We start from the raw sequence: 25,390 nt of genomic DNA, 5'->3' as shown, positions 1-25,390 counted from the left end.
CTTTTTTGCAAAAAAGGGTCCCCTCCCCCAGACCCCCTCCCTCCCCAAAAACTCTTAACGGGGTTGGGGTCTTTTATGCGGCGCTTCGCCGCTGGCGCGTTTGTGGCCGCAATCGTGTCCGGCGTCGCGGCGCAAAGCGCCGCGTGCCGCCGGGCCGATTGCGGCCACAACTCCGGTACCCCGCCAACCCACGTCTTCCCCGCCCATCACCCCGCCAAAAGTTTTGGAAAGGGGTTCAGGGGGAAACTTTTTTCAAAAAGTTTCCCCCTGGCCGCCGGAGGCATCCTCCTCCTCCTCCTTCTCCTTCCCCAACAGCGCGAACGTCAGTTCGTGCTTGTTATGGGAGAGGTGGAGCAGGCGCGAGCCGGGGATGGCGCGGAACTGGTCCAGCAGGGCGAAATCGGTTTCGCCTTGCAGTTTGACCGTCAGCACGAAGCGGCGGCACTGGCCGAATTCGAGCCAGCGTGACAGCCATTCGTAGAGCCGGTCGGGGTAGCAGATCACGTCGGAAAAGAGCCAGTCCACTTCCCCGGCGTGGCGGGGATCGAGGCCGAAGGCGCTGCCCTGGCACCAGGACACGAGCGGGTCGTGGGCCACGTTTGGTGCCAGCGGCGCTTTGTCGATGCAGAAGACCCGCGCCTCGAGGCTCGCCAGGACGAAGGCCCAGCCCCCGGGACTGCCGCCCATGTCCAGGCACAGTTCCCCCGGCGCGGGGCGCACGCCCGTGCGCGTGAAAAATTCCCACAGCTTGAGGTAGGCCCGGCTCGGCGGTCCTTCCTTGTCTTCCGCGAAGCGGTACTCGCCGCCCGGCACGGGCTCGCTGGTCGCGGGCGAGGCCAGCAGCAGGTTTTCCTCCCAGAGGGTGAACGCGCCGAGGGGCGCGGTGGGCAGCGGCGCGCCGAAAACGAGGGGCTTTGCCGTCACCTTGGGCAGCTTTTCGACCACGAGCGCCGCCCGGCGGAAATGGCCCGAAGGCACCAGCGCCCAGTTGCGCTGGATGGCCTTGAGTTTTTTGGCCGCGTCGCCGATGGAATCCACGTGGAGAAAGACCGGCTCGGTCCAGACGTTGGCGGCGAAGGCGGCCTGCCTGGGCGGGCCGTCGGCCGTGACCAGCGGGTCGCGCACGGCCGTGACGGCCTCGCCGAGTTCGGTAACGAGTTCGGGCAGGAGGCCCGGGGCGGCATGGTAGACGGTAAAGGGCATAGGCGGCACCGGATAGCGAATTTGAGGGACAGACATATAGGCCGCCGGCCCGTGCGAGGCAAGGCGGGACAGGGCGGATACCGCGGAAGGGGCGAGGGCTAGTGTGGCGTTCTCTAAAAAATATGATAATATTTTTTAGAGAAAAAATAATTATTTAAATATATTATTCTCAAAATTCGTATGCACGAATTTCGAGAACGCGACACTAGGCCCTCGGCCGGACGAATTCCAGGCCAAGCAGGCTTACGTCGTCGCGGGGCGGGGTGTCGCCGCAGAAATCACGGGCCGCCCGGCGTACGGCGGCAAGGGTCGCCTCGAGGGGCTTTTTCGCCTCCCGCGTCAGCACGGACCGGATGCGGCTCTCGCCGAAAAACGCGCCCTCCGGGTCCACGGTGTCGGCCAGGCCGTCGCTGGTGACGACCAGCCGTTCACCCGGGGCCATGAAAAATTCCCCGGCCGGAAAGGGCAGGAAGCCCGAAAGTCCGATGATGGTGCCGCGCTCGGGAAGCGTCGCGATGTCCCCGTCGGGGGTGAGGCGGTACGGCGGCGGATGCCCGGCGTTGCTGTAGCGGACCCTGCCCGTGCCGAGGTCCAGGGTCATGTAGAACATGGTGAAAAATTTCGAGAAGTTTTCGAAGGGAAATTCCGCGTCGAGCCGCGTCAGCACCACTTCCGGCGGCACCACGGTGATGCGCCCCGCCGAACGGTCGACCAGGGTGGCCCGCTGGTAGTGCATGAAATTGTAGACCGAAAGCGCCACCAGCGACGAGGCCACGCCGTGCCCCGACACGTCGAGCATATAGAGCCCGACATGGTCGGGCCCCAGGGGAAAGACGTTGAAGATGTCGCCGCCGATGGATTCGCAGGGCAAAAATTCCCAGGCGAAACGGATGGCGGGCGACATGGTGAAGCGCCGGGGAAGCAGGCTCTGCTGGATCTCGGCCGCCGCCTCCAGGTCCTTTTGATGGCGCGAGTGTTTTTTTTGCAGGTCTTCCTTCTGCTTTTCGAACAGGGTGACGTCCTGGATGTTCAGGATCAGGTCGCCGCCGGGCATGGTGGAAAGGTGGAGCTGGCAGACCCGGTGCTGGCCTTTTTTGGCGACATGGGGGGCGAGCCGGCGCCAGACGTGGCCCGGGGCCGGGCGGGCGGTGATGAGGTCGGCCAGGTCGGCGCGGACCTCCTGGTCCGGAAAGGCGATGTCCAGCCAGCGGTCCACGGTGGTGTAGGAGTCGGCCGGCAGCCCGAAAATGCGCTCCATGCCCGGGGAGACGAACTCGAAGCGGCCGTCCGGGCCGGCCACGGCGATGCCGTCGTGGGAATACTCCAGGATGGCGGCCATGCGGTCTTTTTCGTCCCGAATCCGGCGTTCGTGGTCCTTGCGCGCGTCCACGGCCTGCTTGAGCCGTAGCGCCGAGTCCACCCGGGCCAGGAGCTCCGAGCGGCGAAGGGGCTTGCGGATGTAGTCCATGGCCCCGGCGGCGAAGGCCTCGGCCAGATTGGCCTCGTCGTCGCTGACCGTGATCATGATGACCGGGATGTCGGCCAGCCGGGCGTCCGCCTTGATGCGCCGCGTGCAGCACAACCCGTCGAGGCCGGGCATGATGCAGTCCATGAGGATCAGGTCGGGCAGCGGGGAGGCGCCGCCTGCCAGCGCCGCCAGCAGCTTCTCGGCCGTGCCGTAGAAAACGAGGTCGTCGAGCCCCGCGCCGCGCAGCAGGCTTTGCAGATAGACGGTGAAGGTCTCCGAGTCGTCGACAATGGCGATGCGCATGGCGGGGCGAGGGGTCAGGAGGCGTCGGCCGGGGCGATGGCGAAAAATTCCGTCAGGCGCAGCATGGAAAAAAGCTTGCGGATGGCCGGGCTGGGGTCGGCCACGCGAAAGGCCTTGCCCTTGTCCTCGCACAGGCGGCGGATGCCGATGAGAAGTCCCACGCCGGAACTGTCCATGAAGGCCACCTGGCGCATGTCGCACACCACCTCGGGCTTTTGCGTGGCGTCGAGAAGGAGCGTCAGTTCGGCTTTGAGGTCCGCCACCAGGTCCATGACGATTTCGCCGGAAAGGCCGATGACCAGCGCCTGATCGGTTTCCGTATGGGTGGGCTTTTCCATGGGGAATCTCCCTGGGACGCGGCTGCGGTGCGCCAGCGGGTTGGGCGAAGCCTGCCGCGCGCGCCGCGAAAATCCACGTGCGCGCACATGGGTATTGGGGACGCGGATGGTGTTCGGATGACGATTACGTGTTGTGCTTAGGGCAATCATCATCCTTAGGCAAGCCCGCCCCTTCCGCCTGGGCCGCGGCAAGGCGTCCGAGCGTGGTCAGTGCCTCGTCCACGACCGGCGTCCAGACATTGCCGTAGCTTAGGCGCAAGAAACGGCTGAACTGGTCGCAACTGGAAAAGATGTTGCCCGGGGCCACGCCGATGCCCTTGGCCTTGGCCTCGTAAAAGAGCCTGATGGAGTCCACGGACTCGGGCAGCTGGACCCACAGCACCGTGCCGCCGCCAGGGTGGGTGACCCTCGTTCCCGGCGGAAAGCGCCGCAGGATGCGTTCCTCCATCATGCGGGCCTGGCGTTCGAGCACGGCCCGGATCTTGCGCAGGTGGCGCTCGAAGGAACCCTGGGAAAGGTATTCGGCCACGGCGATCTGGGTGGGCGTGGCGCAGCAGACGTTGGTGGTGGCCTTGATCTCGAAGGCCTTGGCCGCATACCGCCCGGGGAGCAGATAGCCGACCCGGAAGCCCGGGGCCAGGGTCTTGGAAAACGAGGAGCAGTGGAGCACGTAGCCGTCGGTGTCGGAGGAGGCCAGGCAGCGCGGCCGGCCGCCGTCGAAATACAGGTCGCCGTAGACGTCGTCCTCGATGACCGGCACGCCCCGGGCGGCAGCCATGGCCGCCATTGCGGCCTTGTCCGGATCAGGGATGCGCGCGCCGTCGGGGTTGTTGAAATTGGGCGTGAGGATCACGGCCTTGATGTCGAAGCGGTCCAGGGCCGCACCCAGATCGGCCGGCCGCACGCCGCCGTCGGGGTGGGAGGGCAGCTCCACGGCCCGCAGGCCGAAATTCTCCAGCAACTGCAGAAAGCAGTAGTAGGAAGGGGCGGCGATGGCCACGTTGTCGCCCGGCCGCGTGACCGAGCGCAGGGCGATGTAAAGCGCCTCCATGGCCCCGGAGGTGACCATGACGTCCTCGGGCCGGGCCTCGATGCCAGCCTCGACCAGACGCCAGGCGATCTGGCGGCGAAGTCCCAGATTCCCGAACACGCCCTCGTAGGCCACCACCGACTCGCCGCCGGCCGTCGCCACCTTGGCCAGAAGCCGGGACAACCGGCGCGTGGGCAAAAGCGATTCGTCGGTCTGGGCCACATTGAGGGGCACCATGTCGTGCCGGCCCATGCCGCTGAGTACCTCGCGGATCAGCGCCCCTCGGTTGACGGCCGTGGGCGGCTTGGCCGGCAGGCGCGACGGCCGGGGCGCGGGGGGGCGGTCGGGCCGCGAGCGCACGAAAAATCCCGACTTGGGCCGCGCCTCCACCACCCCGCGCCGCTCAAGGGCCATGTAGGCCTGGTTGACCGTGGACACGCTCACCCCAAGCCGGGTTCCCAGGGCGCGCAGCGACGGGATGCGCTCGCCAGGGAGCAGCTCCCCGGCCTCGATGCGCTCCAGGATATGGCGCTCCACGCTGACGTAGCGGAAGACGCCTTCGTCGGTCTCGGTCAGGGACATGGCGTTTCCTCCTGGCCAATCTGTTATGCCCGTTTTTTCTCTGAACTGTGTCTGTCATGGTAACAGACGTTCTGCTCTAAAGGAAGCGCGCCGCCGGTGGGGCCGACGGCTCAAAGATGAGGAGGACGCCATGCTTGTGGATCGCATCAAGGAAGACAGACAGCTTGCGGCGGCCCGTCCCGGGCTTTTGGACACCTGGCTTTCCCGCTTTCGGGACAACCGGCTCGTGCGGGTGGCGGCCGAGGCCGGCGAGCGTCTTTTCACGCCGGGGCGGCGGCTGACCGTGCGCCTGGGCCAGGGCAAATATCTGAGTCTTTCCGGCACGCGGTTTTGCCGGGTGGAGTGCCGGCGCGGCGCGGTCTGGGTGACGGCGGCGGGCAACGGCCGGGATACGGTGCTGACGCCCGGGCAGCGGGCGAGCTTTCCCCGGGGCGGCAAGGTGGTGATCTCCGGGCGGGGCGACGCGTCGGAAGCCCAGGTGTGCTGGGACTGAGGCCTTTCGTCGGTGAGGCGCAATTCGTTTGACGCCGGATCGTGTTGCCGGGCTTGGCGCAACCTGCTATCGCCAGGACAGCAAAGGAGCCTGCCGCATGGAAGAAAGCTGTCCGATCGCCCCCATCGACACGTCCATCCCGGTTCTCGGCCCGGCCAAGATTCCCTCGCCGCTGCCCTATTGCCGCTTCGCCGACGACAGCCGCGCCCGGGTGGAGCTCGACGCCAGCGAATTCGGTTCGGGCGAGGGGCCATGCTTCGCCGACTTCGAGCTGGCCGGGCCGCGCAGCCGCATCTACTACGACTCGTCCAAGGTCAAGGCGGCCATCGTCACCTGCGGCGGGCTGTGCCCGGGCTTAAACGACGTCATCCGGGCCATCGTCATGGAGGCCCACCATAACTACCACGTGGCCGGCGTGCTCGGCATCCGCTTCGGCCTGCAAGGGTTCATCGAATCCTACGGCCACGAACCCTTGGAACTGACTTCGGCCAACGTGGCCGACATCCATCAGTTCGGCGGCACCATGCTCGGCTCCAGCCGCGGCCCCCAGCGCCCGGAAGATATCGCCGACGCCCTGGAGCGCCTCAATGTCGCCATGCTCTTCGTCATCGGCGGCGACGGCTCCATGAAGGCGGCCCGGCGCATTCAGGAGGAAATCGCCCGACGCGGTTCGAAAATCAGCATCATCGGCGTGCCCAAGACCATCGACAACGACATCAACCTCGTCACCCAGTCCTTCGGCTTCGACACGGCCGTGGAAAAGGCCGCCAAGGCCATCCGTTGCGCCCATACCGAGGCCATCGGAGCCTTGAACGGCGTGGGTCTGGTCAAGCTCATGGGGCGGGAATCGGGGTTTATCGCCGCCCAGGCGACGCTCGCGCTCAAGGAAGTCAACTACGTGCTGGTGCCGGAATACCCCTTCGCCCTGGAGGGGGAGCATGGGCTCTTGCCGTCCCTGGAAAGTCGCCTGGCCCGGCGTGGTCACGCCGTGATCGTCGTGGCCGAGGGCGCCGGGCAGGACCTGCTCCCGGACACGGGGCTGCGCGACGCCTCGGGCAACCCGGTGCTCGGCGACATCGCCGAATTTCTTTCCGACAGGATCGAGTCGTATTTCCGCGACCGCGACGTCCCCATGACGCTCAAGTTCATCGACCCGAGCTATATCGTCCGGTCGGTCCCGGCCAATGCCAACGACCGGGTCTACTGCGGCTTTCTGGGGCAAAACGCGGTGCACGCGGCCATGGCCGGCAAAACGGGGATGGTGGTGTCCAAGCTCTACGGCCGCTACGTCCACCTGCCCCTCGACCTCGTGACGCTTAGGCGCAAGAAGCTCAACATCGCCTCGGACTACTGGCGCTCGGTGATCGAATCCACAGGCCAGTACACCGTAACCCCCTTCATCGACGACCCCGCCATTTTTTGCGCTAGGTAATTTTTCGGGAAGAGAGAAGAGTGTGCGAGAGGGGAACCCTTTTTGAAAAAAGGGTTCCCCTCTCGCGCTCTCCCTTCCCAAAAACTTTCGACGGTTACAGACTCTGTGACGGTAATTATCTGTAACTATTAAAAGTCTTTTGGAAGGGGGCCCGGGGGGAACCTTTTCTTCAGAAAAGGTTCCCCCCGGGAAGTCTCTTCCTCTCTCCCTATCCCCATCCCCTATTCTCTCTCCCAGGCCGCCAGGGCGCGCAGGGCGAATTCGAGGAGTTCGTCGATGGGGCGTTCGGGCAGGCTGGCGTGGGCGCAGGCCAGGTAGAGCGGTTCGCGTTCGGCCAGGGTGGTGGTGATTTCCTCGTGCAGCCCGAGTTGCGTCAATTGGGGCCGTTGTTCCTCGTTTAAGTCGGCCATGAGGCGTTCGGCCAGGCGTTCCGGGTCGGCCTGGAGGTAGAAGACCAGTCCCTTGCCCAGCAGGTCGCGGTTCTCGGGCAGGAGGATAACGCCGCCGCCCGTGGCCACCACCTGTCCCGGCTGTCCGGCGGTTTTGGCCAGGATGGCGGCTTCGGCCCGGCGGAAGGCGTCCCAGCCGTCGCGGCCGACCATATCGGCGATGGTTTCCCCGTGTTTTTCGCAAAATGCCGCATCGAGGTCGGTAAACGGCCGTCCGAGGCGCTCGGCCAGACGTTTGCCCAGGCTGGTTTTGCCCGAGGCCCGGGGGCCGATGAGGTAGATGTTGCGGTCGTCGGCAAGGGGCATGGCGGCCTCCGTGAAGGATACTGGCGGAAAAGGGGTCCGCCGCGTCCGGGAAATAGCGTTCCGGGGGCTTTCTGTCGAGCCGGGGTGTAACCGAAGGCCTCTTTGCCGCGCCAAAGACGGCAGTGTGGGCTTCTGCCCGCGCCATCGAGGAGGGACTTGCGGCATGGACGGGGTGACGGGTGCGGCCTCGGCCCACAGTCGGTCGTGCTGACGGCTGGTGGGCATGGGACAATTTCTGACGAAACTCGAGGGGATCGACGACGGCTCCCTGGCCGCCGCCGCCGCCCAAGGGGATCAACGGGCGTTCGCGGTCCTGGTGTCCCGGCACCAGCCCGACGTCCTGCATCTCGTCTCGCGCTTTTGCGACGATCCCGACGGCATGGAGGATCTGACCCAGGAGATCTTCGTCAAGGCCTACCTGAATCTGGGAACGCTGCGCAACGGAGCGGTTTTTCGCGGCTGGCTGCACCGCATCGCGGCCAACACCTGCATCGACTGGTTGCGGCGGCGCAAATCCGACGTGGATCTGGTGGCCGGAATCGAGGAATCGCTGCCCGACGAGCGCGACCAGGCCAGGCTCGAGGCCCGCGACGCGAGGCGCCGGCTGGAGGCGGCCATGACCGTGCTTGGCCCCAGGGACCGGATGCTGGTGGTGCTTTTGGGGCTCGAGGGCAAAAGCGTGGAAGAGGTGGCGGGCATGACCGGGATGACCCAGGTCAACGTCAAGGTCCGGGCCTTCCGCGCCCGGCGCAAGCTCAAGGCCTATCTGGAGAAGGAACATGGCTGAGCGGCCGGTCGGCGCGGACGACTGATCATTCGTTGCGCAGGTAGGGCCAGGCCTTGCCCGACAGGGTGCGCCAAAGCCCGGCCATGCCGAGCGTCAGCGTCAATCCCGCCGCCGCCCCCACCGTGAGCATCGCCGGCCCGGCGAAAAAGCGAAACGGCAGGTCCATGAAAAAGGCCACGAAGGCCCAGGCCAGCCCGCCGCCGATGACCAGGGCCATGCACCCGGCCAGCACCCCGAGCAGGGCGTTTTCCCCCAGAAAAACCGCCAGGATATCCCGCCGTTTCGCGCCGCAGGCTTTGTAGATGGCCGCTTCGTAGGATTTGCGCCGCATGCCCACGGCCATGGTCTGCAGCAGCACCAGCATGCCCACGGCCAGCGTGGTTCCGGCCGCGACGGTGACGGCGGCCGCGACCTTGTCCGCCACGCGCAGCACGGCGCTTAAGGCATCGCCGGTGCCGATGGCGGTCACGTTGGAAAACCGTTTGGTCACGGTGTCAAAAAGCGCCTCGGCCGGATCGCCGGGGCTTTTTTTGTCCACGGAGGCCGTGGCCAGCCAGGTCATGGGAATGCCGTCAAGCGCTCCGGGCGAAAAGACGAAGACATAGTTGATGTCGAGCGACAGCCAGTTGATGCGCCGCAGGCTGGCCACCGTGGCCGTGATCTCGCGGCCCGGCGCATGGACCGTCACCGTGTCGCCCAGGGAAAGCCCCAGGCCGGCGGCGATCTTTGCATCCACCGACACCAGCGGCGGCCCGGCATAGTCCTTGGGCCACCAGCGCCCGGCCACGATGCGCGTGCCTTCGGGCATGGTCGTGGCGTAGGTCAGCCCCCGGTCGCCTTGGACGGCCCAACGGGCGTCCGGGTCCACGCGTGCCTCCGCCACAGGCTTGCCGCGAAGTCTGGCGATGCGTCCCCGGGCCATGGGCGAGGTCTCGATACGGGTGACTCCCGGCACGGACCGGGCCGTTTGCAGGAACGCCGACAACTGGCCCGGCTGGATGTCCACGAAAAAAAAGGCCGGGGCCGTGCGGGGAATGTCCTCGGTGAAGGCGGCGCGGAAATTGGCCTCCACCAGGATCATGGCGCACAGGGTGGAAAGCCCGAGGCCGAGCGCCGCCAGCACCCGCCCCACCTGGTTGTCCGGGCGGGATATGGCACGAAGGGCCAGTCCCCGGATTCCGGGGCGGCGCGGGATGCGCCCGGCCAGAAAGACCGCCAGTCTGGCGAAAAGCCAAAACAGGGCCGTTGCCGCGACGGCCGCCACAACGAACCCCAGCCCCAGTCGCCGGTCCGGGGTGGAGGCCACGGCCAGGGCGAAAAGTCCGGCCAGGCAGACAAGTCCCGGCAGCCGGGCGGTCAGTCCGAGACGCGGGCGATCCGGGGCGTCGTAGCCGCGAAAAAGAAGCAGGGGCGGCACGTGCCCGGCGGCGGCCAGCTGGGGCAGGGAAAAGGCCAGGGCGGTCAGCGCCCCGCAGGCTCCGGCCAGCCCCAGCGCCCCGGGATAGGGTCCTGGCGGGAAACGCACCGGCACAAGCGTGCCGAGAAGCGGGCCAAGCGCGACCGGAACCATGGCCCCGACAAGCAGGCCCACGGCGATGCCGCAGGCGGCTTGCCCCGCGATCACCAGGAGATAGGTGGTCACGATCAGCCGGCGGGGCGCGCCCAGGCATTTCATGGCCGCGATGGAGGCCGTGCGGCCGTCGAGGTAGCCGGAGACGGCCTGGGAGATGCCGATGCCGCCCAAGAGCAGCGCGGCAAGGCCGACTAGGGCGGTGATGGCGGCCAGCCGGTCCATGAAGCGCGTGAGCCCCGGTTGGGCCGCGGCCGCGTCGCGCAACCGCCAGTCGGCCGTGGGAAACTCCCGACGCAAGGCGGCAAGGGTGCTCTTGGCCGTTGCGCCGGCCGGAAGCCGCAGGCGATAAAAGTGGCGGGTAAGGCTCCCCGGGCCGTCCAAGCCGGCGGCGTGCAGGCTGGACGCCGCCACGAGCAGGGGCGGTCCCAGGGCGGTCAGGCTGCCGGCGGCATCGGGCGTGCGCTCAAGCACAGCCCGCACGACATAGGCCGCGTCGGCGACGAGGATCGTATCGCCGACGCCGATCCCGAGGCGCGAGAGCAGTTCCGGCGCGACGACCGCGCCGGGCCGGCCGTCGCGAACGGCCAAGGCCGAGGCCAGAGGCATGGGCGGGCGCAACTCCACCTTCCCGTAGAGCGGATACGCCCCGTCCACGGCCCGCAGGGTGGCCAGCGTCCGGGGGGCCGGGCCGGCTGTCGCCTGGCGTCGGGCCATGACCTGCATGGACACGAGGTGGGAGACGCGGCCGAGCCGGGCCAGGGCGGCCTGTTCTTCGGCGGTCGCCGGCCGCTGGGACAGGGCCGCCTCCAGGTCGCCGCCCAGAAGCGCCGCCGCATCCTCGATGAGGCCGGCTTCGTAGGAGGCCGCCAGACTCTTGACCCCGGCCACGGCGGCGACACCCAGGGCCAGGCAGGCCAGAAAAACGCCGAAGCCTCGGAAACCGGCCCGCAATTCCCGCCCGGCCAGACGCAAAGCCAACCCTATCCCATTGGAAAAACGCATGTCCTTTGTCCTGCCTGTTGCCAGCATTACGGTAAATGGCGAGACGGGGCTTCCGTCTGGAAAAACACTATTGGCATTGCAACAAGCAGCGAAATAAGACAAGTAATGAAGATGCGCAGCATAAAGCGCCCGCGCCCATTGAGGGTGGCGCGGTTTGTAATAGGGCGGGGATTTGGGAAACGCAAGCAAGGGGGGAACGAACGTGAAAAACATGAAACTTGGCGTCAAAATCACTATCGGCTTCGGACTGTTGATCCTCATTGCCTGCGTGCTTGGCGGCATGGCTGTGGTCAACATGCACGGCGTCGAAATCCAATCCACCCGGCTGGCCAAGGAATTCGTTCCGGAAGTCGCCATCGCCAACAAGATCGAGCGGGCCGCTTCGCAGGTGATGATGGACATCCGCGCCTATGGGTACAGTGAAAATAAAAAAGATCTTGAGGCCGGCCTGCGCAATTTCGCCGAACTCAAGCGGGCTCTGGGCGAGGCCAAGGCCCACTCGGAAAAATATCCGGACCTGACCCAGCTGCGCGAGGATGTGGGCAAGGCCCAGGCCAAGGTCACGGAATACGAAAAGCTCATTGCGGACACGTCATCGAGCCTGGACGCCCTGACCGGGGTGCGGCGCACCCTGGATGTGGCCGCCGCCGCGTTTGTGAAAAACACCGGTGAGTACCAGGAAAGCCAGACCAAGACGCTGCGCGACGAAATCGCCAGGGGCATGACCGCCGAAGCCTTGCGCGACCGCGCCGACAAGGTGGCCGGCATCGACGGCCTCCTCACCCAGGTCACGGCCATCCGGGTCAACAACTACCGGGGCCAGCTCTACCGCGATCCGCGCGCCATCGAAGAGGCCATCAAGGAATTTACGCCCCTGGAGCAGGCCGTGGAAACATTGCGGGGCAAGACCCGCGCCGACGCCAACCTGCGGCAACTGGCCGCCATCAAGGACGCCGCCGGCAAGTACCGGCAGGCTCTGAGCGACTTCCTGGACAACTACAAGGTGTTGCAGGAGCTGGCCGCCAAGCGCCTGGACGCCGGCAACGGCGTGCAGGATTCGGCCGGGGCAACGGCCAAGGCGGCCCTGGAAGCCACCCAGCAGATCGCCAACGAGGCTGTCGCCAGTCTGTCCACCGCTTCCACGATCATGCTCGGCGGATTGGCCGTGGCGCTTGTGCTCGGCATCCTTGTCGCCATTTTCCTGACCAAGGCCATCACCGGCCCGGTGGTCAAGGGAGTGGAGTTCGCCAGGGCCATGGCCGAGGGGAACTTCACCCGCCTGCTCGACATCGACCAGAAGGACGAGATCGGCATTCTGGCCGCCTCGCTCAACGAGATGGTCAGCAAATTGCGTGAGGTGGTGGCCGAGGTGCAGTCGGCCTCGGAAAATGTGGCGTCCGGGTCGGAGGAGCTTTCCGCCTCGGCCCAGAGCATGTCCCAGGGGGCCACGGAACAGGCGGCCAGCGTCGAGGAAATCTCCTCGTCCATGGAGCAGATGAGTTCCAACATCAAGCAGAACGCCGAGAACGCCCAGCAGACCCAGTCCATTGCGGTCAAGGCGGCCCAGGACGCCCGTAAGGGCGGCGAAGCCGTAGTGTCGGCCATGGAGGCCATGAAGAATATCGCCGAAAAGATCTCCATCATCGAGGAGATCGCCCGCCAGACCAACCTGCTGGCGCTCAATGCCGCCATCGAGGCCGCCCGGGCCGGCGAACACGGCAAGGGCTTCGCCGTTGTGGCGGCCGAGGTGCGCAAACTCGCCGAACGCAGCGGCTCGGCCGCGGCCGAAATCTCCGAACTGTCCTCCTCCAGCGTCCAGGTGGCCGAACGGGCCGGGTCCATGCTGACCAAGATGGTGCCCGACATTCAGCGCACGGCCGACCTGGTGCAGGAAATCGCCGCCGCGAGCCAGGAGCAGAATTCCGGGGCCGACCAGATCAACAAGGCCATCCAGCAACTCGACCAGGTAGTGCAGCAAAACGCCTCGGCCTCCGAGGAGATGGCCTCCACCTCCGAGGAGCTTTCGAGCCAGGCCGAGCAGCTCCAAAGCACCATGGCCTTTTTCCGGGTGGACGGTACGGGACGCCGGCAAGTCCGGACGGTCAAGGCCCTGCCCGCTTCCGGCGGCCGGCCGGCCGCCAAGACGCCGACCCGTTCGGCCACGGCCAAGACGTCCTCCGGCGGGGTCGGCATCAACCTCGACGACAAGGACGACGATTTCGAGCGGTTTTAGAGAAGAAACTGGGGGAAAACCTTTCTTGCAGAAAGGTTCTTCCCCCAGACCCCCTTTCCAAAGATTTTTAGCGGTATATGCCAATATGTCAGTGGATTTTTAAATAATTGGCAATGGGTTGTGCAGTTAGAACACCGCCGTAAGAGTTAGAAAATTTAGGAAGGGGAGAGCGCGAGAGGGGAGAACCCTTTTTAAAGGGTTTCCCCTCTCGCATTCTTTCATTGCTTAAGGAGGCTTCGTGGATCAGGCCCGGTTGCGTGAGGAGTTTCCGGTTGTGGCCGAAGCGGTCTATTTCAACCATGCGGCCGTCTCGCCTCTGCCCGGGCGCGCCTGCGCCGCCGGACAGGCCGTGTACGAGGACAGGTGGCGGCGGGGCTCGGCCGATTATTTTCGCTGGCAGGCGGCCGTGGCCGCGGCCAGGGACGGGGCGGCGCGCCTCCTTGGGACCACGTCCGACCGGGTGGCCTTTACCGGCAACACCTCCCACGGGTTGTCGCTCGTGGCCGGCGGCATCGACTGGCGGCCGGGGGACAAGGTGGCCGTGACCTGGCCGGATTTCCCCACCGTGCGCTTTCCCTTCGACAATCTGGCCGGACGCGGCGTGACCGTTGTGGAGTTGCCCAAGCACGACGGCCGCCTGGACATGGACGCGGCGCGAAGGCTCATTCCCGGCTGCCGGCTTGTGGCGGCGGCAACCGTGGACTGGACCACGGGCGTGCGTCTTCCGGCGGAGCAGCTTGGGGCGCTTTGCCGGGAGACCGGGGCGCTGTATTGCCTGGACGCCATCCAGAGCCTGGGGGCGCTGCCCACGGACGTGGCCGCGCTGGGCGTGGATTTCCTGGCCGCCGGCTGCCACAAATGGCAACTCGGGCCCATGGGGCTCGGCATCTTCTACGTGGCGCCGCAGGCCGATGCCGCCCTCGGTACGGTCATGGCCGGCTGGCGCTCCATGCGCGACGCCGAGGAACTCGGCCTGACTTTTCGCTTGAAGGACGGGGCCGGCCGTTTCGAGGCCGGGACCCAGGACATTGCCGGCATCGCCGCCTACGGCGCATCGCTTGCCCTGTTCGAGGAGCTCGGCCGGGAAGAGGTCACCCTCCGCATTTTCGCCATAGTCGACATCCTGGCCGCCGGGCTTGCCGCGCGGGGGCTGCCCGTGGTCTCGCCCCTGACGCCGGAGGAGCGCTCGGGCATCATCGCCTTTGGCCATCCCGACGCCCCGGGCCTGTACAAGGCGCTGATGGGAGCCAACGTGGCCGTGTCGTTGCGCGACGGACGCATCCGGCTCTCCCCGCATTGCTACAACGACGCTTCGGACGCCGAGCGCTTTTTTGCAGAGCTCGACGCCTTTGGCGGATGCTGAGCGTCCTCATGGTTCGGCGGAGGCCTTTGGCGTAAGAAGAGGATGAAAAAGGGACGGCGTTCCCTGGGGAATTTTCGCGAGGGGAGCCGGGGAAGGGGAATGCCCTTTGGAAAGGGGTTCCCCTTCCCCGGCGGCGTCGGCTAAGCGAACGAGCGGGCGAACAGGTCGGCGATGGCCGCCTTGCCGGATTCTTCGAGAAACCGGGTGCCGGTGCCGGTGAAATGGGTCTGGGTGATGGTCGGCGCGGCCACCGGGGCCCAGGTGTCGCCATCCCAGGTGAACCAGCCGGCCTTTTGCTGGCAGAAGACAAAGAGCGGCTTGTTGCAGATCTTGGCGAATTCCGCGCCCCAGCCGGTGCCGCCCTTGACCGTGCCGTCCTCCTGGATGCTCCCCACCACGAAGATTTCCAGGCCGGCGTCGACCTGATGCATGATGGTGCGCAGGACCATGCGGATCTGCGGGCCGTTGGAAAATTTGCGCGCCAGAAGTTTGGACACGTAAGTGAGGCTCACGTCCTTCTTGGCCAGTTCCTCCTGGGTCAGGACGCGGATGCCGCGGGTGCGTTCGATGCGGTGCCCTTCGAACGTGTAGGTGACTTCCTGGACGCCGTGGCTTTCGGCCTGGCGGCCGAACTCGGCCTCGGCGCCCTGGGCGCCGCCGCTGAAAAGCGTGAAGTTGGTGGCCTTGGGCATGGGGACTCCTTGGCAGTGTGGTTCCTGTGGCGAGGCAGCGCCGACGCAAGCCGCCCATTTCCGGGCATTGTGCACGTTTTGGCCGGGCCGCGCAAGAAAAGGACGCGGTTTCCCGCGCCCCGGCCCATACCTTCGCGTCCCGTCGGCCCGGGCGGTCGCGCCAGCCGGGCCGAAACGGGAAAGAACGTTATTCCAACCGCATACGGGTCATGGACGTCTTGAGGTCCGAGGCCAGATGGGCCAGGCTCGTCACGGCGTCGGACGTCTGAGTCATGGACCCGGCGGTATCTTCGGCGATGCGGTTGATGTGGTCGGTGGAGCGGTTGATCTCCTCGGACGTGGCGGACTGCTGTTCGGCGGCTGTGGCGATGCCACGCACCTGATCCGAGGTTTTTTCCACGAAATTGAGGATCTGGTGCAGGGCGTCGCCGGCTTCGTGGGCCAGGTTGTCGGCGTCCTCGATGCCCTGGGTGGTCTCGTCGGTGGCGGACATGTTGCGCCGGGCGCTTTCCTGAATGGCCCGGATGTAGTTGCTCACCTCTTTGGTGGCGGCCATGGTCTTTTCGGCGAGCTTTCGCACCTCGTCGGCCACCACCGCGAATCCCCGTCCGGCCTCGCCGGCCCGGGCCGCCTCGATGGCGGCATTGAGCGCCAGCAGGTTGGTCTGATCGGCGATGTCGGAGATGACCTGCATGATCTGGCCGATGCCCTGGGCCTGGCCGCCAAGATCCTGCATTTCGGATTTGAGCCCGGCCGCCTTGACGTTGACCGACTCCATCACGCTTATGACCTTGGCCACGAGGTCCGCGCCGGTGGTGGCCATGGCGTTGGCCTTGCTGGCCGTCGAGGCGGCGTCCCCGGCGTTTTTGGCCACCTCGAGAATCGTGGCGTTCATCTCTTCGATGGCCGTGGCCACTTCGGCCGTGCGGGAGCGCTGCTCCTCCATGCCTTCGGTGGACTGGGAAATGTGGCTGGTCATCTGCTCGGCCGCGTCGGCCAGGGACTCGGCCACGGCGGTGGCTTCGGACACGCCCTGGGCGATGCGGTGGTTTTGGTCGGTGATGGTGCGTTCCTTGAGCACCACGCCCGTGAAGTCGGCCACGGACACGAAGCCGCCGATGAGGTTGTCGTCGAAGTCCAGGATTGGGGTGGAGAAGATGCTGATGTATTTGCGGTTGCCCTTGTGGGTGTCGAATTCCGTCTTGGAACTCTGGCGGGAGCGTTCACGGATGGCCTTGTCGGCTATGGTTTCGCGCTCCTCGTTGTAGAAGAAGCGGGAGAAGCTTTTGCCCACGTGGCTTTCCGGGGTGCCCTCGTTTTCCGTCAGACGCACCATGTGCTGGTTGACCCATTTGATCTTGCCATCTTCCCCGACGATGGCCATGGGCGTGATGATGTTGCCGAGCATGGCTTCGTCCTTGCTCAGGCGTTCCTTGATGGCCTTTTCATGGGGCAGGATGGATTCGCGCAGGGCATCGGCGCGGAGCAGGGGGTCGTCTTCCAGCTTGCAGTCGAAAGTGGCGGAGGCGATCGAGGCGAACATGCGGCTGATAGAGGCAAACATCGTTTCCAGGCGTCCCTGGGCCCACAGCAGGAAGCCCGAGACGAGGACGAAGGCAAGCCCCAGGAGACAATAGGAAAGGATACCGCCGGCCAGGGCGCTTGCGACAAGGAGGACGGCGTTGGCGATAAGGACTGCGAACAGCAACGGACGTTTCATGATTCCTCCTGGGAAAAAATGGACAAACATCCGTGGCAGCGGACACGTCGGCCGTAACGTATAATCACCCGAACCGCAATAATACAGTCGCAATTGTAACAGCGCGGACTCGTTCAGTAGACAAGGCAGGCGTCCGTGGCGGCGCGTTCCAGGAACAGGCGTACGAGCGGCGCGGCCATGGGCCGGGCGTCGCCCGGGGCGAAGGCGTCCTGGGGGGCATCCGGTTTGCCGTTCCAGTCGGAAAAGCGCAGCTCCACCACGTTTTCCCCGGTCTGCCCGGGCAGGACGGCGTCGGACAGGCAGGCCGGGACCAGCCAGGGCCTGGCCGGCAGGGCGTCGCAGTGGGTCACCGGCACACCGTTAAAAAGCACGCTTATGCGCTGGCCGGGGAGGGGGTTGCCCAGGGACAGGCCGAGCCGGACCGCCTCGGGCCCGGGCAGGCGGAAACGGCAGGTCGCGGTCGGCCCCATGGCCCAGCGCCAATGCCCGGCCGCGTCGCCCTCCGCAGGGCCGATGCCGTCCAGATTAAGGGCCAGGGAGGTCGAATCCAGGGTCTCCTTGGCGATATCGCCGGCCCGGATGTCCACCCCGGTCAGGCGTAGGGTCGGGCCGGCGTTGCCGGTCATGGTCGGCTGGAAGGTGGTGGTTTGCATGTCGAAGGCAATCGAAAGCCGTGAAACCGGGCGGCCGGGGCGCAGGATCACCGTCTTGTGCTCGGCGGGATCGGGGCCGGTGCTGGCAAATGCCTGCCTGGGCGCGTCGTCGTCGAAAGCGTAGGTCATGGCCAGGCTGTTGCCGGGGCCGGGGTTGTCGTAGGCCACGTCCAGTCGCACGAAGATGGGGCTTGGGGCGGCCGTTTGCGGCAGGGCGACGGTATAGGCCAGGCGGGTCGGTTTGCCGCCCGCTTCCGGTACGGCCCGGCCGCCGAAGACCGGCAACAGGCGGATGCCCGAAACGGCCGAGGCCTGGGCCGCCACGTCCCGGGGCATGAGTTCCAGGCGCAGGCTGCCCGGCAGCGCGGCAATGGCCGGCGGGGTGCGCGCAATGGTGAAGTGGTACACCGTCACCCCGGTCGCCCGGTCCACGCGCCTGGGTGGGGCGCCGCACCGCTTCGCCAGTTCGGCCTCTGTCCTGGCCAGATGGCCGAAATCCCGAAACGAGACGAAATCGAGGGCCGCCGTGGGACCGGACAGGTCGACGCTCCGGCCGGTCAGCGGGTTTTGGGCCGTGAAGCGGTTCAGGTACCAGCCCACGCCGTCGGCTTCCTCGGTTGCGGAGTAGACCACCAGTGCGCCCGGCCGCACGAGGCCCGGCAGGGTGCGGGCAATGGCTTTGTAGGTTCCGGTATGGCTTTGCGGCGCGCAGTAGCGGGCCTGTCCCGCCGGGCCGAGAAACCAGACGAGCCCCCAGGCGGCAAGGGCCAGGGCGGCGGGGCCCATCCACCTGTCCGGGCGCGGCAGGGCGGACAGGGCGGCGCTGGCGGCGACGGCGACAAAGGGCACGGCAAAGGCGAGGTGCCAGGGGCTGAAATAGGAGGCATAGCGCACCGCGACCAGGGCGGCGGCCGGGGCCAGGACCATGGACGCGGTCATGAGGCAAAGAGGCCGGCAGCGTCGCCACAGCACCGGCAGGCCGGCCAGCATGGTCAGGACCACGACCGCCTGGGCCGGGGCGGCGGAGGAACCGGTGGCGGCGGCGCTTTGAGTGCGCAGCCAGGTCGCGGCCGTCTCCAGGGCGCTTGTGCCTTCCATCTCGCCCGCCGTGGCGTGGAAAAAAACGTAGGCGGCGGCAAAGCCGAGCAGTGCGCTTATGGCGTAGAGGGCAAGCGGGCCGGGTCGGCGCAGCTTTTTGTCGGCCGCGACCGACACGGCCGTAAAGAGCGCCTGGGCGCCCAAAACAAGCAGCGACAGGTAATGCAGGGCCAGATAGGCGAACGTGGCCGCGGCCGCTCCCACCATGCGGGAGGGCCGGGGCTCGTCCCGCCAGTCGAGAAGTCCCTTGGCGGCCAGCAGGGAAAAAAGCGTGATCAGGGAATAGGGCCGCACCTGGCGCGACCAGAGCAAAAGCGGCCCGGCGACGGCCAGCATGGCGGCGGTAAGCAGGGCCGGGCCGCGTCCCAGGCGGGGCCTGACCAGGGCATAGGCCACCGGCACAACGGCGGTTCCGGCCAGGGCGCTTGGCAGGCGCAGGGCGAAATCCGACACGCCGGCGGCCATGACGGCTTTTATGAGCAGATAAAAGCCCGGCGGATGAAAATCCGCGACCCGGCAGCGGGCCAGGATTTCCATCACGGATTGGGAAGCTGTGAGCGGTACGAGGATTTCGTCCCACCACAGCGACGGCGTGCCGAGATGCGCCAGACGCATGGCCAGGGCGATGGCGGTTACGGCGGCAAGGGCCCAGAGGTACGGGCGATCGCCGGCAGTGGGTGCGGTGCGGTGCGACATGGCGGCCTTTCCGGATGCGGCGCGAGGGCGTCCGCGTCGATGCCCCGTTCATAGGCGTGGCCGGGATGATTTGGCAACCCGGGGCTCAGGCCGGAGATGCATAATAACAGCGTCTCTCGAAGCAGGGCCGGCACAGGGTCTCCCCGCCGGAGACGATCTCGCGCCCGTCCAGAACGGACTCGCCGCAACGCGCGCACAGGCAGGCCCGCACCGGCCGGCCGGGCAGATCCTCGGGGCGAAGGGGCACGGCAACCGGGGTCAGGCGGAAAAGCGCCTCGTCGGGGATCGTGGCGAGAAGCGCCGGATCGGCGTCCTTGTCCGGACCGTCCTCGCGCGCGGCCACGCGCACGGCGACCCCGGTGCGCAGGTTGACGAAGGTGGCCGCCATCTTGCCGTAATCGAGCACCTTCATGGTGCGCTTGCCGGGCCGGCAGCCGGTCAGGGCCATGATGGCGTCCGTGGCGCAGCGGTCGATCTCCACGAAGACGATCAGATTCTTGCGGTCCGCGCCCCTGGGGTCGGCGATGCCGATCTCCCGCAGGCCGGCCATGGTCATGCGGGTGCCGATCCGGATGCCCCGGCAGACGTCGCCGTGAAAGCGGCCCGCCTCTTCGAGCAGACGGGCGTAGGTCTCGGATTGCGTCGTATCCATGCCGCTTCCTCCCTTGGCGCGTCTTGTCCCAGGGGCGCGGGGAAAAAGCAATCCATCACGCAGGGTTGTAAAATCGTGTGCCTTGTGTCGCTAAAAAATTTCGGAAGGGGAGAGCGCGAGAGGGGAAACCCTTTTTAAAGGGTTTCCCCTCTCGCATCGCTACTTCGCTCCTTCCCCTACCTCCCGGGCGAAGGCGGCGAAGCGCTGGTCGTCGTTGCGGATGTGGCCGACGAACCAGGTTCCCAGGTATTCGAGCGTTTCCAGGGACAAGAGTCCCGGACCCTCGCCGGTGCGCTTTTCCAGGTCCCGCGTCATGCTGCGGAAGGTGTCGTGCTGGCGGCGATGGTCCGCGAGATCCGGGTAGTCGTAGCCGGCCATGGTGGCTTCCTCGTCGGTGAAATGGCCGTCGGCATAGGCCTGCATGCCCTGGAAGGCGTCCAGCACGCCCTGCCGATGGTGCCCCGCCTGTATCTGCGCCCCCAGTTCGGAAAGCATGTCCAGAAACATCCGGTGTTGCTCGTCGATGGCGTCAAAGCCGGTCTTCAGGCTGTCGTCGAAGATGGTGGACTGCATGGAGAATTCTCATCCTTCAAGGTGGTGGGACAGGCCGCCCCGCGGTTCGAAGCGGCCTGCCGGCGAACCGGGGCTTATTCCGGCGGGGCCATGAACTGCGGGCCGACGGGGTCGGTCACGTGTTCGGCCAGGATGCGGTTGACGGCCTCGAAATCGGCGGCCGTGAGCGCAAAGTCGAAGATGTCGCCGATGGGGGCCATCTGGGCCGGCCGGCGGCCGCCCCACAGGGCCACCTCGACGCCCTGGTCGAGGACCCAGCGCACGGCGAAGGGGAGCAGTTCCTTGCCGTGGCGCTCCTTAGCCCAGGCGGCCAGGGCCCCGGCCGCGCCGAGATATTGCCCGAACCGGGGCATGGCGAATTTGGGGTCGAACCGACGCAGGTCGTCGCCGGTAAATTCCCGATCCGGCCGCATGGTCCCGGACAAAAGCCCCCGGCAAAGGGCCCCGTAGGTCATGAGCGCCACGCCGTGCCGCTTGCAGTAGGGCAGGATGGCGGTTTCCATGTCCCGCTCGAACAGGTTGTAGGGCGGCTGGCAAAACGACAGCCTGGCCCGGCCGCGAAAGGCTTCCATCTGGGCCGGGTCGTAGTTGCTCACCCCCACGCAGCGCACCTTGCCCGACAGCCGCAGCCGCTCCAGGGCGGCCGCCGTCTCCTCGAAAGGCACCTTGCCGTCCGGCCAGTGCACGAAATAGATGTCGATGGTCTCGACGCCGAGCCGGCGAAGCGAATCCTCGACCTCGGCCTCGATGCGGGCGGGGCTGGCGTTGCGGCGGACCTGCCCGTCCTTCCAGGCCAGGGCGACCTTGGTCGAGATATGCACCCGATCGCGGCGGCCGTATTCCTTGAGGGCCTTGCCCACGATCTCCTCGGACCGGCCGAAGCCGTAGACCGGGGCGGTGTCGATCAGGGTGACCCCGGCGTCCAGGGCGGCGTGGATGGTGGCGATGCCCTCCCGCTCGTCGCTGCCGCCCCACATCCAGCCGCCGATGGCCCAGGTGCCGAGCGCCACCCGGGAAACCGTCAGATCCGTATCCGGAATGTGTACGTATTCCATGGCGATACTCCTGTAAGGATGCGGGAGGGGAAACCCTTTGCAAAGGGTTCTCCCCTTCGCGCTCTCCCTTCCCTCGATATTATGCCTTTATGGGTATTGTACGGGTAATACGCTGTTACTATTAAGAGTCTTTGGAAAGGGGGCCTGGGGGAAGAACCTTTCTGCAAGAAAGGTTTTCCCCCAGACGGTCTTCAATAGGCCCTAGGCCAGGCTGATGGCCTGGGAGGCTTCCCACAGGCCATGGATGTTGCAGAAGGCGGCGGCGGTCAGGGTGCCGGGGGCGGTGGTCTTCATGGAGAAGGTCACGCCGTGGAAGGTGTGGACGGGGCCGGTGTTGGGCCCCTCGACCGCCTCGCCGTGGGCGGTGAACTCGAAGCTGCCCACCTCGTAGGCGAATTTTCCGCCTTCGGGCTTGAAATAGACCCTGGTCCAGCGGATGTGGTGTTCGGTGGTGTTGGGGTGGGCGATCTCCTTGCCCAGGGAGACGCGCACGTCGAAAAAGCCGTCCGCCGGGACCTTGGCCGGGCATTCGATCACCGGGACGTGCTTTTCCTTTTTCCAGTCAGCCGTTTGAAACAGATCGACCATACTCATGCTGCACCTCGCAGTGGTTTGGCGGCATGGTAAACACCTTTGGCCGTGGTTTGGCAAGCCCGGATGCGTTTAGCGGGGTATGTAGCCGTGATCCCCGCCGGTCGGGCCTTTTTTGCGGGCGGGCGCGGGATGTCGCTCCTGCCAGCAGGCGCGTTCGGCTTCGAGCAGCCCCCAGTTGGTGAGCTTGATGGTGTTGCCGGCGCCGGCTTCCGGATCCTCGCCCTCGACATGCTGCACGATCAGGCTGACCGGGCGGGTCCAGGGATCGATATAGCCCCATTTGTTGCCCATGATCCGGCCGTCGAGCTCGCCCTTGTATTCGGTCGGGTCGCCGTAGCGGGAAAGCAGTTCGCCGCTGATCCGGCGGAAAAAATCCAGGCTGCCGTCCCGGTAGCGGGCCTTGATCCTGGCCACCCGCCCCGGCGCGGCGCAGGTGCCGACCAGGACGTAGCCCGAGGAGAAGTACTTGTCGGGCTTGAGCGGAATGCGACGCATCCAGGGGGCGTTTTTGACCGGGCGCTCCCGGGCGAGGGCGAGGCGGCCCTTGTAGCTTTTGGCCGCGTCGCCAAGGGTGATGCCGGCCAGGTTGGATGGCGTTTCGGCCCGGACGGCGGTCGGCGCGGCCAAAAGCAGCAAGGCGAAAAGGATGAAGGCGCGGCAACGAAACATGGCGGACTCCTTGGGGGCGCGGCCCGGGCATGGCGTCAAGGCCGATCCGGGCACCGGGCCGTGGCGGGGCGATCCCTCGCGGTTAGTGCTTGTTGCTGAAGCGGGTCCTGTCGTGGATGCCCCGGCGGTTGATCTCTCGGGCTTTGAACGCGTCGAAGTCGAATTTCCCCGGGGCGATGATGTCATGGCGCTTGCGTACGCTTTGGCGGATGAAAAACCATAAGCATATGCTGAGAATCAGGAAGAGCAAGGCGAAAACAAGAATTGTCTCCAACATGGGGTCGTCATAGCCTGAAAGAAAGCGAGTGTCATCCGGCGGCGTCGACTTCGGTGAAAAGCGCTTCCAGGGACGCCCCGGGCGCGTCCAAAAGCCAGCCGGCCAAAACGGCCAGGAGCAGGGAGCAGGCCACGCCGCCAAGAAACAACCACATCCGTCCGGACATGTTTTTCCCCTCGCCTGAAGGTCGGGCACCGCCAGCAGTTCGTCCCGATCGCTCCCGCCTTTGTCGCGCCCGCCCCGCGTCCGTCAGTTCATGCGCAGCATGCGGTGCGGCCCGCCGGTGGTGGTCATCTGCCACACCTTGCCGTCTTTGACGAAATAGCGCGACCCATCATACTCCGCCGTGACCGAGTCGCCATTGATGACGGCTCCGGTCCAATCCTTGAACGTCGCCAGGGTCTTGCCGTCCATCACGTAGTAAAGCATGGCGTAGCCGTCGCCTTCCTTCACCAGACAGAACTCGTACTTGTTGGGCCGGTTGTACTCGCTGGGCCGGCTCCTGACGTAGCAGCCGACAAGCAGCGGGTTGGGGGCTTTTTCGACCTTGGCGTAGACCGATGGCTTTCCTGTGGCGTCCTTGGGGCCGATGGCGTTGAGGCCGTTGCAGGCGCAAAGGCACAGGGTCAGGGCCGTGATGCAGGCGATGCCGGAGATGCGACGCATGGGTTGTCTCCCGGTTTATGGGTTGAATTTATTTTCTATGTTTTTTCCCCGACAGAGTAAACCGTCACGGATGCGCCTTGTGCCGTGATGGCCGCCGTACAGGCGCAGGGTCTCCCGGTCCTCCAGCAACGATCATTTTTGGTGATATTGGAAACAACTCCGGCCGGGGGTTGCCGGAACATGATGAAATGCCGTATCCCGATAATAGGCCCTTTATCCTCGCATAGTAGAAACAAGGAGTTGCGCATGCCCCCGAGCCGACGTCGCATTCCGTTCCCGTTTCTTGCCTGTCTGTTGCCGGCGGTGTTGGGTCTTTTATCGCTTTGGGGCTGCGGCAACGGGGACGCCGACAAGGAGAAGGCCGCCGCGTCGCAGCCCGTGGCCGTCATGGTCGCGGCCCAAAAGCCGGTTGTGGCCGACGTGCCGGTGTACGCCGAATATGTGGGACGGCTGGCGGCCAAGGAAAACGTGGATATCCGGGCCAGGGTGGAGGGCTATCTCAAGGAGCGGCTTTTCACCGAAGGCTCCGTGGTGAAAAAGGGGGACCTGCTTTTCGTCATCGAGCCCCGCCAGTACCAGGAGAGCCTGCAAAAGGCCCGGGCCGAGCTGGCCCGCCAGCAGACGCTTTTGTCCAGGGCGCAGGTGGATTTCACGCGCTTTGAAAAGCTTTACAAGCAGGGCGCGGTCAGTCGCGATGAATACGACACCAAGCTCACCCGCCAGCACGAGCTCGAAGCGGGCGTGACGAGCGCCAAAAGCGCCGTGGAAACGGCCGAGCGCGACCTCGGCTACACCCGGATAAGCGTCCCCATCACCGGGCGCATCGGCAAGGCCTTCGTCAATGTCGGCAACCTGGTCGGCAAGGGCGACAACACGCTTCTGGCCGAGATTTCCTCCACCGACCCCATCTATGTCGATTTCTCCATCAGCGAGCGCGATTACCTTGAGCTGGTCAAGGCCATGCAGGCCGGCAACGGCGGCAAGGCCCAGGACTTTCCGCTGACGCTCATCCTGGCCGACGATTCAACCTATCCGCTGACGGGCGCGGCGGACATGGCCGAGCGGGCCGTGGATGCCAAGACCGGGACGCTCGGCGTGCGCGGCGTGTTTCCCAATCCCGACGGCATCCTGAAGCCCGGGCAGTTCGGCAAGGTCCGGGTGCTTTTGGAAAACAGAAAGGGCGCGTTGCTCGTGCCCCAGCGGGCCATTTTCGACGTCCAGGGCAGCAAGTCGGTCTACGTGGTCGGCCCGGGGAACAAGATCGAGGCCAAGGCCGTGACCCTCGGCGGCAGCCAGAACGGCTCCTTCGTCATCGACTCGGGCCTGACCCCGGACGATATGGTGGTGGTCGAGGGCATAACCAAGGTGCGCCCCGGCGCCGTCGTCAAGGTCGCGTCGCCGTCGGCCAAGGACGGGGGAGGAAAAGAGTAAGGAGCCGGGGGAGGGAACCCCTTTTTGAAAAAAGGGGTTCCCTCCCCCGGAC

Annotated in this window: 23 protein-coding genes; 6 read left to right on the top strand and 17 right to left on the bottom strand. The window is 66.0% G+C overall.

Features of this window, described 5'->3' with window-relative positions:
• Positions 1–252 precede the first annotated feature (252 nt).
• The 4 genes from ACMZ6R_RS15630 to ACMZ6R_RS15615 all read right to left on the bottom strand — a co-directional run bounded on the left by ACMZ6R_RS15630 (position 253) and on the right by ACMZ6R_RS15615 (position 4,924).
• Positions 253–1,203, bottom strand: a complete 951-nt coding sequence (locus tag ACMZ6R_RS15630; RefSeq protein WP_416113123.1) for an SAM-dependent methyltransferase — start codon at positions 1,201–1,203, stop codon at positions 253–255.
• A 205-nt stretch (positions 1,204–1,408) separates the two neighbouring features.
• Positions 1,409–2,974 (bottom strand): SpoIIE family protein phosphatase, encoded by a 1,566-nt coding sequence (locus ACMZ6R_RS15625; RefSeq protein WP_416113121.1) that lies wholly within the window; start codon positions 2,972–2,974, stop codon positions 1,409–1,411.
• 14 nt (positions 2,975–2,988) lie between these two features.
• A complete protein-coding gene (locus ACMZ6R_RS15620; protein WP_416113119.1) occupies positions 2,989–3,312 on the bottom strand; it encodes an STAS domain-containing protein in 324 nt (107 codons plus the stop codon).
• 124 nt (positions 3,313–3,436) lie between these two features.
• A complete protein-coding gene (locus ACMZ6R_RS15615; RefSeq protein ID WP_416113117.1) occupies positions 3,437–4,924 on the bottom strand; it encodes a PLP-dependent aminotransferase family protein in 1,488 nt (495 codons plus the stop codon).
• Positions 4,925–5,054: 130 nt separating this feature from the next.
• Here ACMZ6R_RS15615 and ACMZ6R_RS15610 point away from each other — a divergent pair, with 130 nt between their 5' ends.
• Positions 5,055–5,417 carry a DUF2917 domain-containing protein gene (locus ACMZ6R_RS15610; protein WP_416113115.1) on the top strand — a complete coding sequence of 121 codons (363 nt, stop codon included), beginning with the start codon at positions 5,055–5,057 and terminating at the stop codon, positions 5,415–5,417.
• Positions 5,418–5,514: 97 nt separating this feature from the next.
• On the top strand, positions 5,515–6,849 hold the full coding sequence (locus tag ACMZ6R_RS15605; RefSeq protein WP_416113113.1) for an ATP-dependent 6-phosphofructokinase: 1,335 nt from the start codon (positions 5,515–5,517) through the stop codon (positions 6,847–6,849).
• 221 nt (positions 6,850–7,070) lie between these two features.
• Here ACMZ6R_RS15605 and ACMZ6R_RS15600 read toward each other — a convergent pair whose 3' ends face one another.
• Positions 7,071–7,604 (bottom strand): shikimate kinase, encoded by a 534-nt coding sequence (locus ACMZ6R_RS15600; RefSeq protein ID WP_416113111.1) that lies wholly within the window; start codon positions 7,602–7,604, stop codon positions 7,071–7,073.
• Positions 7,605–7,827: 223 nt separating this feature from the next.
• Here ACMZ6R_RS15600 and ACMZ6R_RS15595 point away from each other — a divergent pair, with 223 nt between their 5' ends.
• Positions 7,828–8,391: an RNA polymerase sigma factor gene (locus ACMZ6R_RS15595; protein WP_416113109.1), complete on the top strand. Its 564-nt coding sequence runs from the start codon at positions 7,828–7,830 to the stop codon at positions 8,389–8,391.
• Between the two features lie 25 nt (positions 8,392–8,416).
• On the opposite strand, the gene ACMZ6R_RS15590 is transcribed toward ACMZ6R_RS15595, so the two are convergent.
• Positions 8,417–10,966: an ABC transporter permease gene (locus ACMZ6R_RS15590; protein ID WP_416113107.1), complete on the bottom strand. Its 2,550-nt coding sequence runs from the start codon at positions 10,964–10,966 to the stop codon at positions 8,417–8,419.
• Positions 10,967–11,168: 202 nt separating this feature from the next.
• Here ACMZ6R_RS15590 and ACMZ6R_RS15585 point away from each other — a divergent pair, with 202 nt between their 5' ends.
• Complete coding sequence (locus tag ACMZ6R_RS15585; protein ID WP_416113105.1) at positions 11,169–13,199, top strand: HAMP domain-containing methyl-accepting chemotaxis protein; 2,031 nt, start codon at positions 11,169–11,171, stop codon at positions 13,197–13,199.
• Positions 13,200–13,437: 238 nt separating this feature from the next.
• Complete coding sequence (locus ACMZ6R_RS15580; protein ID WP_416113103.1) at positions 13,438–14,562, top strand: aminotransferase class V-fold PLP-dependent enzyme; 1,125 nt, start codon at positions 13,438–13,440, stop codon at positions 14,560–14,562.
• A 140-nt stretch (positions 14,563–14,702) separates the two neighbouring features.
• On the opposite strand, the gene ACMZ6R_RS15575 is transcribed toward ACMZ6R_RS15580, so the two are convergent.
• The 11 genes from ACMZ6R_RS15575 to ACMZ6R_RS15525 all read right to left on the bottom strand — a co-directional run bounded on the left by ACMZ6R_RS15575 (position 14,703) and on the right by ACMZ6R_RS15525 (position 23,907).
• The gene (locus ACMZ6R_RS15575) at positions 14,703–15,254 is read right to left on the bottom strand and encodes a hypothetical protein (protein ID WP_416113101.1); all 552 of its coding nucleotides are present in this window, start codon (positions 15,252–15,254) and stop codon (positions 14,703–14,705) included.
• Between the two features lie 187 nt (positions 15,255–15,441).
• Positions 15,442–16,974 (bottom strand): methyl-accepting chemotaxis protein, encoded by a 1,533-nt coding sequence (locus ACMZ6R_RS15570; RefSeq protein WP_416113099.1) that lies wholly within the window; start codon positions 16,972–16,974, stop codon positions 15,442–15,444.
• Between the two features lie 113 nt (positions 16,975–17,087).
• A complete protein-coding gene (locus tag ACMZ6R_RS15565; protein ID WP_416113097.1) occupies positions 17,088–19,421 on the bottom strand; it encodes a glycosyltransferase family 39 protein in 2,334 nt (777 codons plus the stop codon).
• A gap of 85 nt (positions 19,422–19,506) precedes the next feature.
• A complete protein-coding gene (locus tag ACMZ6R_RS15560; protein WP_416113095.1) occupies positions 19,507–20,073 on the bottom strand; it encodes an FmdE family protein in 567 nt (188 codons plus the stop codon).
• A gap of 159 nt (positions 20,074–20,232) precedes the next feature.
• On the bottom strand, positions 20,233–20,646 hold the full coding sequence (locus tag ACMZ6R_RS15555; RefSeq protein WP_416113093.1) for a bacteriohemerythrin: 414 nt from the start codon (positions 20,644–20,646) through the stop codon (positions 20,233–20,235).
• Between the two features lie 74 nt (positions 20,647–20,720).
• Positions 20,721–21,701: an aldo/keto reductase gene (locus ACMZ6R_RS15550; RefSeq protein ID WP_416113091.1), complete on the bottom strand. Its 981-nt coding sequence runs from the start codon at positions 21,699–21,701 to the stop codon at positions 20,721–20,723.
• Between the two features lie 201 nt (positions 21,702–21,902).
• Positions 21,903–22,295: a class II SORL domain-containing protein gene (locus ACMZ6R_RS15545; RefSeq protein ID WP_416113089.1), complete on the bottom strand. Its 393-nt coding sequence runs from the start codon at positions 22,293–22,295 to the stop codon at positions 21,903–21,905.
• Positions 22,296–22,364: 69 nt separating this feature from the next.
• Positions 22,365–22,964, bottom strand: coding sequence for a hypothetical protein (locus tag ACMZ6R_RS15540; RefSeq protein WP_416113087.1), 600 nt, complete (start codon positions 22,962–22,964; stop codon positions 22,365–22,367).
• An 82-nt stretch (positions 22,965–23,046) separates the two neighbouring features.
• Positions 23,047–23,241: a hypothetical protein gene (locus ACMZ6R_RS15535; RefSeq protein ID WP_416113085.1), complete on the bottom strand. Its 195-nt coding sequence runs from the start codon at positions 23,239–23,241 to the stop codon at positions 23,047–23,049.
• A 31-nt stretch (positions 23,242–23,272) separates the two neighbouring features.
• On the bottom strand, positions 23,273–23,407 hold the full coding sequence (locus tag ACMZ6R_RS15530) for a hypothetical protein (protein WP_416113083.1): 135 nt from the start codon (positions 23,405–23,407) through the stop codon (positions 23,273–23,275).
• A gap of 83 nt (positions 23,408–23,490) precedes the next feature.
• On the bottom strand, positions 23,491–23,907 hold the full coding sequence (locus tag ACMZ6R_RS15525) for a hypothetical protein (RefSeq protein WP_416113081.1): 417 nt from the start codon (positions 23,905–23,907) through the stop codon (positions 23,491–23,493).
• Between the two features lie 246 nt (positions 23,908–24,153).
• Between ACMZ6R_RS15525 and ACMZ6R_RS15520 the strand changes: the two genes are divergently transcribed.
• Positions 24,154–25,338, top strand: coding sequence for an efflux RND transporter periplasmic adaptor subunit (locus ACMZ6R_RS15520; protein WP_416113079.1), 1,185 nt, complete (start codon positions 24,154–24,156; stop codon positions 25,336–25,338).
• Positions 25,339–25,390 lie beyond the last annotated feature (52 nt).

Origin of the sequence: Solidesulfovibrio sp. C21 (assembly GCF_047785625.1) — a bacterium.
Lineage (GTDB): Bacteria > Desulfobacterota > Desulfovibrionia > Desulfovibrionales > Desulfovibrionaceae > Solidesulfovibrio.
The sequence above is the reverse complement of the archived record's forward strand: the minus strand, read 5'-3'. Positions and strand labels throughout refer to the sequence as shown.